Raw genomic sequence first — 14,693 nt, 5'->3', positions numbered from 1 at the left:
TTACAGCTTCATCAGACTTGCGTCGTCGACCGAAGCCGAGTGGCGCGCGCGATAGACCATGACGATGATCGCCAGCCCGACCACGACCTCGGCGGCGGCGACGACCATGACGAAGAACGCCATGATCTGGCCGTCGAGGTTCCCGTGCATGCGGGAGAAGGTGACCAGTGCCAGGTTGGCGGCGTTCAGCATCAGTTCGATGCTCATGAAGACCACGATGGCGTTGCGCCGCAGCAGCACACCGCAGGCGCCGATGGTGAACAGCAGCGCCGCGAGATGCAGGTAGTTCTCGGGACTCACTTGCCGGCCTCCTCGGCTCCGTCGCCGTCGCCGTCGTCACGGCGGCCGTTGTCGCTGCCGTCACCGTCGATGGCGGTGGCGGCGGGGGTGGTGGTGCCGGCGTCGGTGCGGCCCGCCCCACCGGTGGTGCTGCCGGAACCCAGCGACCCGCTGATCGAGGCGGGGCGCCCCTGGTGGTCGGCGGTGCGCTGCTCCAGCGCGGCGAGTGCCCCGAGCGCCTCGGTGTGGACCTCGCGGACCTGACCGCGCTCGTGGAGCGTGGCGCTGACGGTGAGCGGCGACGGCGTGCCGTCGGGCAGCAGACCGGGGATGTCCACGGCGTTGTGGCGGGCGTAGACGCCCGGCGCGGGCAGCGGCGGCACCTGGGTGCCGTCCTTCACGCGCGCCTCGGCCTGCTCGCGCTGCGACCTGGAGCGCTCGATCTTCTCGCGGTGCGTCAGCATCGTCGCGCCGACGGCGGCGACGGTGAGCAGGACGCCGGTCACCTCGAAGGCGACCATGTACCGGGTGAAGAGCAGCGAGGCGAGACCCTGGACGTTGCCCTGGGAGTTGGCCTCCGCCAGTCCGGTGAAGGAACCCACCGACGCCTGGCCGATGCCGGCGACCAGCAGGATGCCGAGCCCCAGCCCCATGGCGGCCGTCGCGATGCGTTGCCCCTTGATGGTCTCCTTCAGGGAGTCCGCCGCGCTGACGCCGACCAGCATCAGCACGAAGAGGAAGAGCATCATCACGGCGCCGGTGTAGACGACGATCTGCACCACGCCGAGGAAGTAGGCACCGTTGGCCAGGTAGAACAGCGCCAGGATGACCATGGTCCCGGCCAGGCACAGCGCCGAGTACACGGCGCGGCGCATCAGGATCGTGCCGAGCCCGCCGGCGACGGCGATGGGCGCGAGGATCCAGAACTGGACTGCCTCGCCACCGGAGGTGGAGGTCTCCGCCGCCAGTGTCGACAGGGCGGTCAGCGTGCTCATGCCCGCACCTCCGGCGGTTCGCCGTCGTCACCGATGTTGCCGCGGTGGTCCTGCCCGGTGGGGTCGGTCAGCGAGGACGCCGCCGCGAGCGCGTCCTGCGGGGTGACCTCCTCGCCGGGGGCCTGCTCGCCCTTGGAGCGGGCGACCTGCCGGACCGTCCCCTCGGCGGCGCCGGGGACCTCGCCCCGGTAGTAGGTCTGCTCGTCCGCACCCGGGTACATCGAGTGCGGCGCCTCGACCATGTCGTCCTGCAACCCCGCCAGCAGCTCCTCCTTGGTGAAGATGAGGTCGGTGCGGGTGCGGTCGGCGAGCTCGTACTCGTTGGTCATGGTCAGCGCGCGCGTCGGGCACGCCTCCACGCAGAGCCCGCACAGGATGCAGCGCAGGTAGTTGATCTGGTAGACGCGGCCGTACCGCTCACCCGGGGAGTAGCGCTCCTCCTCGGTGTTGTCCGCGCCCTCGACGTAGATGGCGTCCGCGGGACAGGCCCAGGCGCACAGCTCGCAGCCGATGCACTTCTCCAGCCCGTCGGGGTGACGGTTGAGCTGGTGGCGGCCGTGGAAGCGGGGCGCGGTGGGCTTCTTCTCCTCCGGGTACTGCTCGGTGAGCCGCTTCTTGAACATGCCCTTGAAGGTCACGCCGAAGCCGGCCACCGGGTTGTTGAAGTCAGGCATCGCCGTCCTCCTTCCGTGCGTCGCTCGCTGCGTCACTGTCGGCGCCCGCCGTGCCGGACTCCTCGCCGGCCGGGGCCGCGACGGCGGCCTTGTGCCGTTCCGCACGCGAGGGGCGGCGCGGCACCGGGGGCAGGGTCTGGCCGGGCTTGGGCGGCACGGGGAAGCCCCCGGCCATCGGGTCGAACTCGGGCTCCTCCGGTTCGGTCCCCTGCTTCGCCCGGTCGGAGCGGTCGCGGAGTGTGTCGACCACCAGCGAGACCAGCAGCAGGGCGACGACTCCGCCGACCACCCAGATGAGGATGTCGCTGAAGGAGCGGCCGTCGTTCTGGAAGGCCCGGACGGTGGCGACCAGCATCAGCCAGCCGAGAGCGACCGGGATGAGGACCTTCCAGCCCAGCACCATGAACTGGTCGTACCGGACGCGGGGCAGCGTGCCGCGGATCCAGACGAAGAAGAACATGACGGCGAGCAGCTTGAGGGTGAACCACAGCAGCGGCCACCAACCGGTGTTGGCCGACTCCCAGAAGGAGATCGGCGCCGGGGCGCGCCATCCGCCGAGGAAGATCGTCACCATCAGCGCGGAGACGGTCACCATGTGGATGTACTCGGACATCATGAAGAAGGCGAACTTGATGGACGAGTACTCGGTGAGGTACCCGCCGACGAGGTCGCCCTCGGACTCCGGCATGTCGAACGGCGGACGGTGCGCCTCGCCGACCATGGCGATCATGTAGATCAGGAACGACACCGGCAGCAGGACGACGAACCAGCGGTCCTCCTGCGCGGCGACGATCCCCGAGGTGGACATCGACCCGGAGTAGAGGAAGACGGCCGCGAAGGAGAGGCCCATCGCGACCTCGTAGGAGATGATCTGCGCCGTGGCCCGCACCCCGCCGAGCAGCGGGTAGGTCGAGCCGGAGGACCAGCCGGCGAGGACGGTGCCGTAGACGGCGATGGCCGAGGTGGCCAGCACGTACAGCATCGCCACCGGCAGGTCGGTGAGCTGGAGCACGGTCTCGGTGCCGAAGATCGAGACCGGGGAGTCGGCGGGGCCGAACGGGATCACCGCGATGGCCATGAACGCCGGGACCGTCGCGAGGATCGGCGCCAGGATGTAGACCGGCTTGTCGGCCCCCTTGACGACGATGTCCTCCTTGAACATCAGCTTCACGCCGTCGGCCAGCGACTGGAGCATGCCCCAGGGGCCGTTGCGGTTGGGGCCGATACGCAGCTGCATCCAGCCGAGCACCTTGCGCTCCATCACGATGGAGATCAGCACCGTGCCCATCAGGAACGCGAAGACGCCGACCGCCTTGAGCAGGATCAGCCAGAACGGATCGTTGCCGAACATCGACAGATCCGCCTCTTGGGCGAGCACGGTCATCGGGCGTTCCCTCCCTTCTCGTCAGGGCCCTGGCCCGGGGCGCCGGACGGCGACCCGGAGGCGATGGAAACCAGCTCGCCCGGGTGGGCGCCGAGGTCGTGGTAGAGACCGCCGCCGAAGGAGTTGACCGGCAGCCACACCACGCCGTCCGGCATCTCCGTCACCAGCAGCGGGAGTTCGACGCTCCCGGCGGGGCCCGTCACCGCGACGGTGGAGCGGTCGGTGAGCCCGGCACCGGCGGCGGTGGTCGGGGAGACCCGGGCCGGCGCGGGGTGGCGGGTGGCGGCCAGCGCCTTGTCGCCCTCCTGGAGACGGCCCTGGTCGAGCAGCATCCGGTGGCCGGCGAGCACCGCCTGGCCGGCGGCGGGCGCCGGCGGGGTGACGGAGGTGCCGGTCGGGCCGATGGGCAGCGCGCCCTCCCAGGACGGGAACCGGCCGACCTCGCGCCGGGTGGCCGCGACGTCGGGGAGACCGAGCGCGACGTCCATCCGGTCGGCGAGCATGTGGAGCGCCCGGCCGTCGGGGTGGACGTGGCGGCGGGTCATCTGGTCGGCGGCGATCGCCGCCTCGAACGGCCGGTAACGGCCCTCCCAGTTGAGGAAGGTGCCGGTCTTCTCGGCGACCGCGGCGACCGGCAGCACCACGTGGGCGCGGGCGGTGACCTCGGTCGGCCGCTGCTCCAGGCTCACCAGGAAGCCCTCGGCGGCGACGCGGTCCAGCGCGGCGAGCGCGGCCCGCGGGTCGGGGAGGTCCTCGGTGGAGACACCGGCGACGACCAGGCCGGCGAGTCCGCCGTCCGCCGCCGCGCGCAGGATCGCGGCGGTGTCCCGGCCGGGGCGGTCGGGCAGGTCGGCCTCGGCGACGCCCCAGACCGCGGCGGTCTGCTGCCGGGCGAGCACGTCGTGGTCGGGACGGCCGCCGGGCAGCAGCCCGGGCAGGGCACCGGCCTCGACCGCGCCGCGCTCACCGGCGCGGCGGGGAATCCACACCAGCCGGGCGCCGGTGGCGGCGGAGAGGGCGACCGCGGCGGTCAACGCGCCCGGCACCAGGGCCAGTCGCTCGCCGACCAGGATCAGCGCGCCTTCGGCCCGCAGCGCCTGCGCGGCGTCGGCGGCCGCGCCCTCCAGTCCGGTACCGGCGGCCAGCGCGTCCAGCCAGTCGGTCTCGGTGCCGGGGGCGGCGGGCAGCAGCACGCCGCCGGCCTTGGACTGCCCCCGGGTGAAGTGCGTCGCCAGCGACCAGCTGCGCTGGTGGTGCTTGCGGTTGGCCTTGCGGAGCCGCAGGAAGACGCCGGGCGCCTCCTCCTCGGCCTCCAGTCCGGCGAGCAGCACCGCCGGCGCCGTCTCCACCGCGCGGTGGTCGACCGAACCGCCGTGGTCGACGCCGCTGCCGGCGACGTGGGCGGCGAGGAACGCCGCCTCCTCGGCGGAGTGGGGCCGGGCGCGGAAGTCGATGTCGTTGGTGGCCAGCGCCAGCCGGGCGAACTTGGCGTAGGCGTAGGCGTCCTCGACGGTCAGCCGACCGCCGGTGAGCACGCCGGCACCGGCGCCGTCGCGGGCGGCGGCGAGTCCGGCCGCGGCCGCGTCGAGCGCCTCGGGCCAGCTGGTGGGGACGAGTTCACCGGAGGCCGCGTCGCGCACCAGCGGGACGGTGAGCCGGTCGGGGAGCTGCGCGTAGCGGAAGCCGAAGCGCCCCTTGTCGCACATCCACTCCTCGTTGACCTCGGGGTCGTTCGCGGCCAGGCGGCGCAGGGTCTTGCCGCGGCGGTGGTCGGTGCGGGTGGCGCAGCCGCCGGCGCAGTGCTCGCAGACGCTGGGCGAGGAGACCAGGTCGAACGGGCGGGAGCGGAACCGGTAGGCGGCCGAGGTGAGCGCGCCGACCGGGCAGATCTGGATGGTGTTGCCGGAGAAGTACGACTGGAGGGGCTCGCCCTCGCCGGTGCCGACCTGCTGGAGGGCGCCGCGCTCCAGGAGTTCGATCATCGGGTCGCCCGCGACCTGGTTGGAGAACCGGGTGCAGCGGGCGCACAGCACGCAGCGCTCGCGGTCGAGCAGCACCTGCGCGGAGATCGGGACCGGCTTGGCGAAGGTCCGCTTGACGCCCTCGAAGCGGGAGTCGGCCTGGCCGTGGGACATCGCCTGGTTCTGCAGCGGGCACTCGCCGCCCTTGTCGCAGACGGGGCAGTCCAGGGGGTGGTTGATGAGCAGCAGCTCCATCACCCCGACCTGGGCCTTCTCCGCGACGGGTGAGGTGAGCTGGGTGCGGACGACCATGCCGTCGGTGCAGGTGATGGTGCACGACGCCATGGGCTTGCGCTGGCCCTCGACCTCGACGATGCACTGGCGGCAGGCGCCGGCGGGGTCGAGCAGCGGGTGGTCGCAGAAGCGCGGGATCTCGATGCCGAGCAGTTCGGCGGCGCGGATCACCAGGGTGCCCTTGGGCACGGAGATCTCGATGCCGTCGATCGTCAGCGTCACCAGGTCCTCGGGCGGCGTGGCCGGTCCGCCGCCGGGGGTGCCGGAGGTGGTGGTGACAGTCATGCGTTCACCTCCTGGGTGGCGTCGCGGTCGTCCGCCCAGACGGTGGACTTCGCGGGGTCGAACGGGCAGCCACCGCCGGTGACGTGCTGCTCGTACTCCTCGCGGAAGTGCTTCAGCGAGGACATGATGGGGGCGGCGGCACCGTCGCCCAGGGCGCAGAACGACTTGCCGTTGATGTTGTCGGCGATGTCGAGGAGCTTCTCCAGGTCGGCCATGGAGCCCTTGCCGGCCTCCAGGTCGCGCATCAGCTGGACGAGCCAGTAGGTGCCCTCGCGGCAGGGGGTGCACTTGCCGCACGACTCGTGGGCGTAGAACTCGGTCCAGCGGGTGACGGCGCGGACCACGCAGGTGGTCTCGTCGAAGCACTGGAGCGCCTTGGTGCCGAGCATGGAGCCGGCACCGGCGACACCCTCGTAGTCGAGGGCGACGTCGAGGTGCTCCTCGGTGAGGAGCGGAGTGGAGGAGCCGCCGGGGGTCCAGAACTTCAGCCGGTGGCCGGGGCGCATGCCGCCGCCGAGTTCGAGGAGCTGGCGCAGCGTGATGCCGAGCGGCGCCTCGTACTGGCCGGGGCGGGCGACGTGCCCGGAGAGCGAGTAGAGCGTGAAGCCCGCCGACTTCTCGCTGCCCATCGAGGTGAACCAGTCCTTGCCGCGGTCGATGATCGCGGGCACGGAGGCGATGGACTCGACGTTGTTGACGACCGTCGGCGAGGCGTACAGACCGGCGATCGCGGGGAACGGCGGGCGGAGCCGGGGCTGGCCGCGGCGCCCTTCCAGCGAGTCGAGGAGGGCGGTCTCCTCACCGCAGATGTAGGCGCCGGCGCCGGCGTGGACGACGAGTTCGAGGTCCTTGCCGGGGCCGAGTGCGTCCTTGCCGACGTACCCGGCGGCGTACGCCTCGGCGACGGCGGCGTGCAGCCGCCGCAGCACCGGGACGACCTCGCCGCGCAGGTAGATGAAGGCGTGCGAGGAGCGGATCGCGTGGCAGGCGATCACGATGCCCTCGATGAGGGAGTGCGGGTTGGCGTAGAGCAGCGGGATGTCCTTGCAGGTGCCCGGCTCCGACTCGTCGGCGTTGACGACGAGGTAGTGCGGCTTGTCGTCGCCCTGCGGGATGAACTGCCACTTCATGCCGGTGGGGAACCCGGCGCCGCCGCGGCCGCGGAGTCCCGCGGCCTTGACGTAGGCGATGAGCTCGTCGGGGTCCATCGCCAGGGCCTTGCCCAGGCCCCGGTACCCGCCGTGGCGGCGGTAGCCGTCCAGCGTGTAGCTGTCGGCGTCGCCCCAGTTGGCGGAGAGGACCGGGGTCAGCAGGTCCTTGGCGACAGCCGAGGCGCTGGTGTTGTCCGATGACATGGCGCTCACTCGCCCTCCTCGGCGGTGGGGCTCGCCGCGGGGTTGTCCGGGTCCGAGGCGGATGTCTGCTGCGGCGCGTCGTGCTTGCTGAGGTACTGCGGCGGGCCGCCGTCGGCCGGGTGGCTGCCCGGTCCGGTGGCGGGCCGTCCGGCGGGGAGCTGCTCGCCGGTGGCCATCCGCAGGCCGACCAGGGAGGCGTCGCCGCCGGTGCCGCCCTCGGTGACGGCGCCCTCGCGCGGGTCGGGGAAGCCGGCCAGGATGCGGGCGGTCTTCTTGAAGTCGCAGAGGGAGGCACCGCGGGTGGGGGTGACGGTCTCACCGGCGCGGAGCTTGTCGACGAGGTCCTTGGCGGACTGCACCGTCTGGTCGTCGAAGAACTCCCAGTTGATCATGATGACCGGGGCGTAGTCGCAGGCCGCGTTGCACTCGATGTGTTCGAGCGTGACCTTGCCGTCCTCGGTGGTCTCGCCGTTGCCGACACCGAGGTGGTCCTGGAGCGCCTCGAAGATCGCGTCGCCGCCGAGGACCGCGCACAGGGTGTTGGTGCAGACCCCGACCTGGTAGTCGCCGGACGGCTTGCGCCGGTACATGGAGTAGAACGTCGCGACCGCGGTGACCTCGGCGGTGGTCAGGCCGAGCTGGTCGGCGCAGAACCGCATGCCGGTCCGGGTGACGTGGCCCTCCTCCGACTGCACCAGGTGAAGCATCGGCAGCAGCGCGGAGCGGCTGCCGGGGTACCGGGCGATGATCTCCGCGGCGTCGGCGGCGAGCCGGGTGCGGACGTCCTCGGGGTAGTCCGGCGGGGGCAGGGGCGGCATGCCCAGTCCCACGGCGGCGTTGGCTGCCTCCGTCATCGGTCGACGCCTCCCATCACGGGGTCGATGGAGGCCACGGCGACGATGACGTCGGCGACCATGCCGCCCTCGCACATCGCGGCCACGGCCTGGAGGTTGGTGAAGGAGGGATCGCGGAAGTGGACCCGGTAGGGCCGGGTGCCGCCGTCGCTCACCACGTGCACGCCGAGTTCGCCCTTGGGCGACTCCACGGCGGTGTACGTCTGGCCGGCCGGGACGCGGAAGCCCTCGGTGACCAGCTTGAAGTGGTGGATCAGGGCCTCCATGGAGGTGCCCATGATGGTGCGGATGTGCTCCAGCGAGTTGCCGAGTCCGTCCGGGCCGAGCGCGAGCTGCGCGGGCCAGGCGATCTTCTTGTCGGCGACCATGACCGGGCCGGGCTCCAACCGGTCCAGGCACTGCTCGATGATCCGCAGCGACTGCCGCATCTCCTCGACGCGCAGCAGGAAGCGGCCGTAGGAGTCGCAGGTGTCGGTGGTGGGGACCTCGAAGTCGTAGGTCTCGTAACCGCAGTAGGGGTCCGTCTTCCGCAGGTCGTGCGGGTGGCCCGCGGAGCGGAGGACGGGACCGGTGGCGCCGAGCGCCAGGCAGCCGGCGAGGTCGAGGTAACCGATGCCCTCCAGCCGGGCCTTGAAGACCGGGTTGCCGGAGCAGAGCTGGTCGTACTCGACCAGGTTCTTCCGCATCGTCTTCACGAACCCGCGCAGGTGGTCCACGGCACCGGGCGGCAGGTCCTGGGCGAGGCCACCGGGCCGGATGTACGCGTGGTTCATGCGCAGCCCGGTGATCAGCTCGAAGGCGTCCAGGCAGAGTTCGCGGTCGCGGAAGCCGTAGATCATGACGGTGGTCGCGCCCAGCTCCATGCCGCCGGTGGCGATGGCCACCAGGTGGGAGGAGATGCGGTTGATCTCCATCATCAGCACGCGGATGACGTTGGCGCGGTCCGGGATGTCGTCGGTGATCCCGAGCAGCTTCTCGACGCCGAGGCAGTACGCCGTCTCGTTGAAGAACGGCGTCAGGTAGTCCATGCGCGTGACGAAGGTCGTGCCCTGCGTCCACGTCCGGTACTCGAGGTTCTTCTCGATACCGGTGTGCAGGTAGCCGATGCCGCAGCGGGCCTCGGTGACCGTCTCACCGTCGATCTCCAGGATCAGCCGCAGCACGCCGTGCGTGGACGGGTGCTGCGGACCCATGTTGACGATGATCCGCTCGTCGTCGCTGCGGGCGATCTGCTCGGCGGTCGCGTCCCAGTCGCCGCCCGAGAGGGTGTAGACCGTGCCCTCGGTCGTCTCGCGGGCGCCCGCCGGCGCGGTGGGGTGTGAGGTGGACATCAGGAGTACGACCTCCGCTGGTCGGGAGCCGGGATCTGGGCGCCCTTGTACTCGACGGGGATGCCGCCGAGCGGGTAGTCCTTGCGCTGCGGGAAGCCCTGCCAGTCGTCCGGCATCATGATCCGCGTGAGCGCCGGGTGGCCGTCGAAGACGAGCCCGAAGAAGTCGTAGACCTCGCGCTCGTGCCAGTCGTTGGTCGGGTAGACCGAGACGATCGACGGGATGTGCGGGTCGGCGTCGGGGGCGCTCACCTCCAGCCGGATCAGCCGGCCGTGGGTGATGGAGCGCATGTGGTAGACGGCGTGCAGCTCGCGGCCGGTGTCGGTCGGGAGGTGGACGCCGCTGACGCCGGTGCACAGTTCGAAGCGGAGCGCCGGGTCGTCGCGGAGGGTGCGGGCGACCTGCAGGATGTGCTCGCGCGCGATGTGGAAGGTGGCCTCGCCGCGGTCGATCACGGTGCGCTCGACGACGGCGGCCGGGTCCAGGCCCTGCTCCTCCAGCGCCCCCTCCAACTCGTCGGCGACCTCGTCGAAGTAGCCGCCGTAGGGGCGGGAGGCGGCCGCCGGCATCCGCACGGTGCGGCGGACGCCGCCGTAACCGGAGGTGTCGCCGCCGTTGTTGGCACCGAACATGCCGCGCCGCTCAGCGATCACCTCGCCGGGGGAGCCGACCGAGGCGGGCAACGCCCCGGCGGAGTCCTCCAGCTGGTTCTCCGGGCCGGCCGGTTCCTGTGTGGAACCGTTTCGGCGGTTGTCCGCGTCACTCACCGCAGCAGCCCCTTCATCTCGATCGTCGGGAGGGCCTTCATCGCCGCTTCCTCCGCCTCGCGGGCCGCGGCCTCGCGGTTGACGCCGAGCTTCTCGTCCTTGATCTTCTCGTGCAGTTTGAGGATCGCGTCCATGAGCATCTCGGGCCGCGGCGGGCAGCCGGGGAGGTAGATGTCGACCGGGATGATGTGGTCGACGCCCTGGACGATCGCGTAGTTGTTGAACATGCCGCCGGAGGAGGCGCAGACGCCCATGGAGATGACCCACTTGGGGTTGGGCATCTGGTCGTAGACCTGGCGGACGACCGGCGCCATCTTCTGGCTGACGCGGCCGGCGACGATCATCAGGTCCGCCTGGCGGGGCGATCCGCGGAAGACCTCCATGCCGAAGCGGGCGAGGTCGTAGCGGCCGGCGCCGGTGGTCATCATCTCGATCGCGCAGCACGCGAGACCGAAGGTCGCCGGGAACATCGAGGACTTGCGGGCGAGCCCGGCCATCTTCTCGACGGTCGTGAGCATGAACCCGCCGGGGATTTTCTCTTCGAGACCCATCTCAGATGCCTTCCTTCTCAGCTCGGCGCGGTGCCCCGGCCCGGTACCGCGCACCGGCCCGGTGGGGCGAACCACCGGTCACAGCTGCGGGGTCGGGGAGCGGCGCGGTGGGCACGGCGGTGGTCGTCAGTCCCACTCCAGCCCTCCCCTGCGCCAGTCGTAGGCGTACGCGACGCCGATGAGCCCGACGAAGATGGCCATCTGGACCAGCCCGAACATCCCCAGGGCGTCGAAGTGCACGGCCCACGGGTAGAGAAAGACGATCTCGATGTCGAAGACGATGAAGAGCATCGCGGTCAGGTAGTACTTGACGGGGAAGCGCCCACCGCCCGCGGGTTGCGGTGTGGGCTCGATGCCGCACTCGTACGCCGAGAGCTTGGCGCGGTTGTAGCGCTTCGGCCCGATGATCGCCGCCGCGATCACGGAGCCCACGGCGAAGGCTGCCCCGAGGGCTGCCAGCACGAGGATGGGAACGTACGCGTTCACCGCACCTCGCTCCTTCCAGTCGACGGCGACTGCTGCTAGAAGATCACTTCTATGTGAGTCAGTTCACAAGCACGAGCGCATCCTATGCCTCACCCCCTGTGAGTTGTGACACGGGGTACCCGAAGAAGTTTGTGATCTATGGCACCAAGGGTCACCTAACCGCATCCGCGCAGGTGGGTGGCGTCACCGTCCTGATACCGGACGTACCGGTGCCCGTACGGGTCGTGACGCGACGCCCGTTCGGGCACCCCGCGCGAGCGCGTCGCGCTATCAGCCCGCAACGTCTCAGCGCAAATTTGCTCTGCGGGCGCGTGCGAGGTATGCGCGAAACCAGCGGTGACGCCCCGGAATCGGATGTTTCATCTGCGTTGACGACGTGTTGACGCGACGTTGCCGGGCCGGTTGCGCACCGGGGCTCGGCCGGCCACCCGACGCGCAGCCATCTCCCGTCGGCACCAGGGCCGTTGCGGCCCGGAGCAGCCCGGTGTCGTGCTTCGCCGCAGGTCGCGACCGGTGGCCGAGCGCCGGTCGGGGGCGTCGGGCCGGTCGGCCGCCGACGTCGGGACGGCCGCCGGGCCCGGTCCGCGGAGCTCCTCGGCTGCGCCGTACCGCGGGCGCTCCCGGAGCGGCCGCCTCCGTACGCTGAGCCCATGCTGGAACTGTCGTTGCCCGTGCTACTGATGCTGTTCCTCGCCGCCGCGCTCGCGGGCTGGGTCGACGCCGTGGTCGGCGGCGGCGGACTGCTGCTCGTCCCGGCGCTGCTGCTGGGCCTGCCGCAGCACGCACCCGCCTATGCGCTGGGCACCAACAAGGCGACCGCCATCGCCGGCACCTCCTTCGCCGCCGTCACCTACGCCCGGCGCCACCCGGTGGACGTCCGGCTGGCGTTGCGGTTCGGCGCCCTCGCCTGTGTCTCCTCGGCGGTGGGCGCCTCGTTCGCGACCGCGGTGAGCAAAGAGGTGCTGCAACCCCTGATCATGGTGCTGCTGCTCGCCGTCGCGCTGTTCGTGGTGCTGCGCCCCTCCTTCGGCACGCAGGACAGCGGCCGCGTCGCCTCGCGGCGGCGCTCCGCCCTGGCGCTGCTGGTGGTCGGCGCCGGGGTCGGTTTCTACGACGGGCTGTTGGGGCCGGGCACCGGCACGTTCCTGATCATCGCCTTCGTCGGTCTGCTCCACATGACGATGCTCTCCGCCTCGGCCACCGCCAAGGTCGTCAACGTCGGGACCAACCTGGGCGCGCTGGTCGCCTTCTCCTTCCACGGCACCGTGCTCTGGCAACTCGCGGCGGGCATGGCCGTCTTCAACATCGCCGGCAGCTGGGCCGGTGCGCAGATGGCGCTGCGGCGCGGCAGCGGCTTCGTCCGCGTGGTGCTGCTGGTGGTCGTCGCCGCGCTGGTCAGCCGGCTCGCCTACGACCAGTGGTGGGCCTGATCCACGACGCAGCCGGCGGGCGGCGTCGGGACCGCCGCGCACGGCAGCGGACTCCACTACGCTGATGCCACCATGGGATTCCTGGACGCGATCTTCGGCCGCCGCAAGCCGGTGCAGCCCGACCTCGACCAACTCTTCGCCCTGCCGTCCGCGGCGGTGACGCTGGAGGCCGGCTCGGGGTTCACCCCGACCGGCCTCGGCTCGGTCTGCTTCGCCGGCGCGGAGGGCGGCGCGTTCAGCCGCCTGCAGCAGGACACCACCGCGCTGCTCGGCCGGGAGGCCGAGACGGTCCAGGACCGCTACGGCTACACCTGGCTGCTGTGCCGCCGCGACCCGCAGGACCTGGTCTCGCTGGTCAACGACCTCCACGCGGTGAACACCTCCCTGGAGTCGGCCGGGTTCGGACCGCAGCTGCTGTGCTCCCTGGTGGGGTTCCGTGACGACCGCGGCCGGTCGCTGGCCCTCGTCTACCTCTACAAGCGCGGCACCTTCTACCCCTTCGCGCCGGTCCCCGGCGGCGGGGAGAAGCGGGACAACCCGCTGGAGCTCCAGATCACCAGCGCACTCGGCGACGACCTGCGGACCGAGAGCGACCTGACCCGCTGGTTCCCGGTCTGGGGCGCCCCCGGACTCACCGCCGAGGAGTGACCCCGGCGGGCGCCGCCGGAGCCGCTGCCGGGACGCCGGCGCGCCCCGTCCCCGTCGTGCCCCTCCTGCCGAGCCCGTCGGCGCCGCGCGCCCCGAGGGGTCGCGCCGACGGGCTCGGACGCCCGACCCCCGCCGCGGGTGCCGGTGCGCGCTGGCGCGCTGCCCGTCCGGCCGCCGGGCGTGCCCGCAGCTCCCGATCAGCCCCGCCGGTGGGCCCCCGCCGACGGGGCCCCTCGGCGTCCGCTGGGACGTGCCTCCGACCGGAGCAGGAGGCCCGGCACCGACCGCTCCGACCAGCGGCTGACGCCGTTCCGACCTGCGGCGGCGTAAAGTCCGAGGGAGGAGAAGGAGGAGGTGGACACCATGACGCGCACCCGCTACGCCCCCGACCGCGGCCTCACCAGCCGCATGGTCACCACGATGTTCCTGATCGGTCTGCTGTACGTGGTGCTGGTGGGCGTGCTGCTGGCCGCCTTCCAGAACGCGTGGCCGCTGGTCCTGCTGTTCACGGGTGGCCTCTTCGTCGCCCAGTTCTGGTTCAGCGACCGGATCGCCGCCTACAGCATGGGCGCGCGCGAGGTCACCCCGCAGCAGGCGCCGGAGCTGCACGCCGCCATCGACCGGCTGTGCGCCCTCTCCGACCTGCCGAAACCGCGGGTCGCCATCGCCGACACCGACGTCCCCAACGCCTTCGCCACCGGCCGCAGCCAGAAGAAGGCCCTGGTGTGCGCCACCACGGGCCTGCTGCGGCGGCTGGAGCCGGAGGAGCTGGAGGGCGTCCTCGCCCACGAGCTGTCGCACGTCGCCCACCGCGACGTGGCGGTGATGACCTTCGCGTCGTTCCTCGGCGTGCTGGCCGGGACGGTGACCCGGATGGCGCTGTGGAGCGGAATGATGCGGGGCGGCCGCAGCAGCAACAACCAGGCGCAGATCCTCTTCCTGATCATTCCGCTGGTGAGCGCGGTGGTCTACGCGGTCAGCTTCCTGCTGACGCGGCTGCTCTCCCGCTACCGGGAGCTGTCCGCCGACCGGGGCGCCGCGCTGCTGACCGGCAAGCCGTCCGCGCTCGCCTCGGCACTCACCAAGGTCAGCGGCCAGATGGCGCAGATCCCCACCCGCGACCTGCGGCAGGCCGAGCCGTTCAACGCCTTCTTCTTCGCCCCCGCCTTCTCCGGTGAGTCCTTCAGCCGGCTGCTCTCCTCGCACCCCACGCTGGAGCAGCGACTGGAGCAGCTGGGTCGCATCTCCCGCGAGCTGGGGCGCTGACGCCGCCGCCCGCCCCGGCAGGCGCGGCCCGCGCCGCCCCACCCTTGAACGGCCCCGTCCGGCAGCTGCCGGACGGGGCCGGACGCGTCCGACTACCGGACACCACCCGGCGGGGCGGTGCGCGACCGGCCGC

14 protein-coding genes are annotated in these 14,693 nt (G+C 71.7%); 3 read left to right on the top strand and 11 right to left on the bottom strand.

The features are described from left to right. The 11 genes from nuoK to HCN52_RS03195 all read right to left on the bottom strand — a co-directional run bounded on the left by nuoK (window position 1) and on the right by HCN52_RS03195 (window position 11,216). The gene (gene nuoK / locus HCN52_RS03245; protein WP_168086811.1) at window positions 1–300 is read right to left on the bottom strand and encodes an NADH-quinone oxidoreductase subunit NuoK; all 300 of its coding nucleotides are present in this window, start codon (window positions 298–300) and stop codon (window positions 1–3) included. Next, window positions 297–1,274, bottom strand: coding sequence for an NADH-quinone oxidoreductase subunit J (locus HCN52_RS03240; protein WP_168086810.1), 978 nt, complete (start codon window positions 1,272–1,274; stop codon window positions 297–299). The genes nuoK and HCN52_RS03240 overlap by 4 nt, the downstream gene beginning before the upstream one ends. Next, a complete protein-coding gene (nuoI, locus tag HCN52_RS03235) occupies window positions 1,271–1,948 on the bottom strand; it encodes an NADH-quinone oxidoreductase subunit NuoI (RefSeq protein WP_168086809.1) in 678 nt (225 codons plus the stop codon). The genes HCN52_RS03240 and nuoI overlap by 4 nt, the downstream gene beginning before the upstream one ends. After that, the gene (nuoH, locus tag HCN52_RS03230) at window positions 1,941–3,332 is read right to left on the bottom strand and encodes an NADH-quinone oxidoreductase subunit NuoH (protein ID WP_168086808.1); all 1,392 of its coding nucleotides are present in this window, start codon (window positions 3,330–3,332) and stop codon (window positions 1,941–1,943) included. Before nuoH ends, nuoI begins: the two co-directional genes overlap by 8 nt. Continuing rightward, the gene (locus tag HCN52_RS03225; RefSeq protein WP_168086807.1) at window positions 3,329–5,872 is read right to left on the bottom strand and encodes an NADH-quinone oxidoreductase subunit G; all 2,544 of its coding nucleotides are present in this window, start codon (window positions 5,870–5,872) and stop codon (window positions 3,329–3,331) included. Before HCN52_RS03225 ends, nuoH begins: the two co-directional genes overlap by 4 nt. Then, a complete protein-coding gene (nuoF, locus tag HCN52_RS03220; protein WP_168086828.1) occupies window positions 5,869–7,227 on the bottom strand; it encodes an NADH-quinone oxidoreductase subunit NuoF in 1,359 nt (452 codons plus the stop codon). Before nuoF ends, HCN52_RS03225 begins: the two co-directional genes overlap by 4 nt. Window positions 7,228–7,232: 5 nt before the next feature. After that, on the bottom strand, window positions 7,233–8,081 hold the full coding sequence (gene nuoE, locus HCN52_RS03215; RefSeq protein ID WP_168086806.1) for an NADH-quinone oxidoreductase subunit NuoE: 849 nt from the start codon (window positions 8,079–8,081) through the stop codon (window positions 7,233–7,235). Beyond that, window positions 8,078–9,412: an NADH-quinone oxidoreductase subunit D gene (locus HCN52_RS03210; protein ID WP_168086805.1), complete on the bottom strand. Its 1,335-nt coding sequence runs from the start codon at window positions 9,410–9,412 to the stop codon at window positions 8,078–8,080. The genes nuoE and HCN52_RS03210 overlap by 4 nt, the downstream gene beginning before the upstream one ends. Further along, entirely contained in the window at window positions 9,412–10,179 is a 768-nt protein-coding gene (locus HCN52_RS03205; protein WP_376767081.1) for an NADH-quinone oxidoreductase subunit C, read from the bottom strand. The genes HCN52_RS03210 and HCN52_RS03205 overlap by 1 nt, the downstream gene beginning before the upstream one ends. Continuing rightward, window positions 10,176–10,730, bottom strand: coding sequence for a NuoB/complex I 20 kDa subunit family protein (locus HCN52_RS03200; RefSeq protein WP_167931550.1), 555 nt, complete (start codon window positions 10,728–10,730; stop codon window positions 10,176–10,178). The genes HCN52_RS03205 and HCN52_RS03200 overlap by 4 nt, the downstream gene beginning before the upstream one ends. A gap of 126 nt (window positions 10,731–10,856) precedes the next feature. After that, a complete protein-coding gene (locus HCN52_RS03195; protein WP_167931549.1) occupies window positions 10,857–11,216 on the bottom strand; it encodes an NADH-quinone oxidoreductase subunit A in 360 nt (119 codons plus the stop codon). Between the two features lie 650 nt (window positions 11,217–11,866). Between HCN52_RS03195 and HCN52_RS03190 the strand changes: the two genes are divergently transcribed. The 3 genes from HCN52_RS03190 (at window position 11,867) to htpX (ending at window position 14,560) form a co-directional block, all read left to right on the top strand. Next, on the top strand, window positions 11,867–12,646 hold the full coding sequence (locus tag HCN52_RS03190) for a sulfite exporter TauE/SafE family protein (RefSeq protein ID WP_168086804.1): 780 nt from the start codon (window positions 11,867–11,869) through the stop codon (window positions 12,644–12,646). A 72-nt stretch (window positions 12,647–12,718) separates the two neighbouring features. After that, on the top strand, window positions 12,719–13,294 hold the full coding sequence (pspAB, locus tag HCN52_RS03185) for a PspA-associated protein PspAB (RefSeq protein WP_168086803.1): 576 nt from the start codon (window positions 12,719–12,721) through the stop codon (window positions 13,292–13,294). A 363-nt stretch (window positions 13,295–13,657) separates the two neighbouring features. Further along, on the top strand, window positions 13,658–14,560 hold the full coding sequence (gene htpX / locus HCN52_RS03180) for a zinc metalloprotease HtpX (protein ID WP_168086826.1): 903 nt from the start codon (window positions 13,658–13,660) through the stop codon (window positions 14,558–14,560). The last annotated feature ends 133 nt before the right edge of the window (window positions 14,561–14,693 follow it).

Origin of the sequence: Streptomyces bohaiensis, from assembly GCF_012033785.1 — a bacterium.
GTDB classification, from domain to species: domain Bacteria; phylum Actinomycetota; class Actinomycetes; order Streptomycetales; family Streptomycetaceae; genus Streptomyces; species Streptomyces bohaiensis.
Note: the sequence above shows the minus strand (reverse complement) of the source record. Positions and strands in the feature narration are given on the sequence as shown.

Excerpts from the sequence above, each read along its gene's own strand:
- HCN52_RS03240 (WP_168086810.1), bottom strand. The coding sequence starts at position 1,274 with ATGAGCACGCTGACCGCCCTGTCGACACTGGCGGCGGAGACCTCCACC.
- nuoI (WP_168086809.1), bottom strand. The coding sequence starts at position 1,948 with ATGCCTGACTTCAACAACCCGGTGGCCGGCTTCGGCGTGACCTTCAAG.
- nuoH (WP_168086808.1), bottom strand. The coding sequence starts at position 3,332 with ATGACCGTGCTCGCCCAAGAGGCGGATCTGTCGATGTTCGGCAACGAT.
- HCN52_RS03225 (WP_168086807.1), bottom strand. The coding sequence starts at position 5,872 with ATGACTGTCACCACCACCTCCGGCACCCCCGGCGGCGGACCGGCCACG.
- nuoF (WP_168086828.1), bottom strand. The coding sequence starts at position 7,227 with ATGTCATCGGACAACACCAGCGCCTCGGCTGTCGCCAAGGACCTGCTG.
- nuoE (WP_168086806.1), bottom strand. The coding sequence starts at position 8,081 with ATGACGGAGGCAGCCAACGCCGCCGTGGGACTGGGCATGCCGCCCCTG.
- HCN52_RS03210 (WP_168086805.1), bottom strand. The coding sequence starts at position 9,412 with ATGTCCACCTCACACCCCACCGCGCCGGCGGGCGCCCGCGAGACGACC.
- HCN52_RS03200 (WP_167931550.1), bottom strand. The coding sequence starts at position 10,730 with ATGGGTCTCGAAGAGAAAATCCCCGGCGGGTTCATGCTCACGACCGTC.
- HCN52_RS03190 (WP_168086804.1), top strand. The coding sequence starts at position 11,867 with ATGCTGGAACTGTCGTTGCCCGTGCTACTGATGCTGTTCCTCGCCGCC.
- pspAB (WP_168086803.1), top strand. The coding sequence starts at position 12,719 with ATGGGATTCCTGGACGCGATCTTCGGCCGCCGCAAGCCGGTGCAGCCC.
- htpX (WP_168086826.1), top strand. The coding sequence starts at position 13,658 with ATGACGCGCACCCGCTACGCCCCCGACCGCGGCCTCACCAGCCGCATG.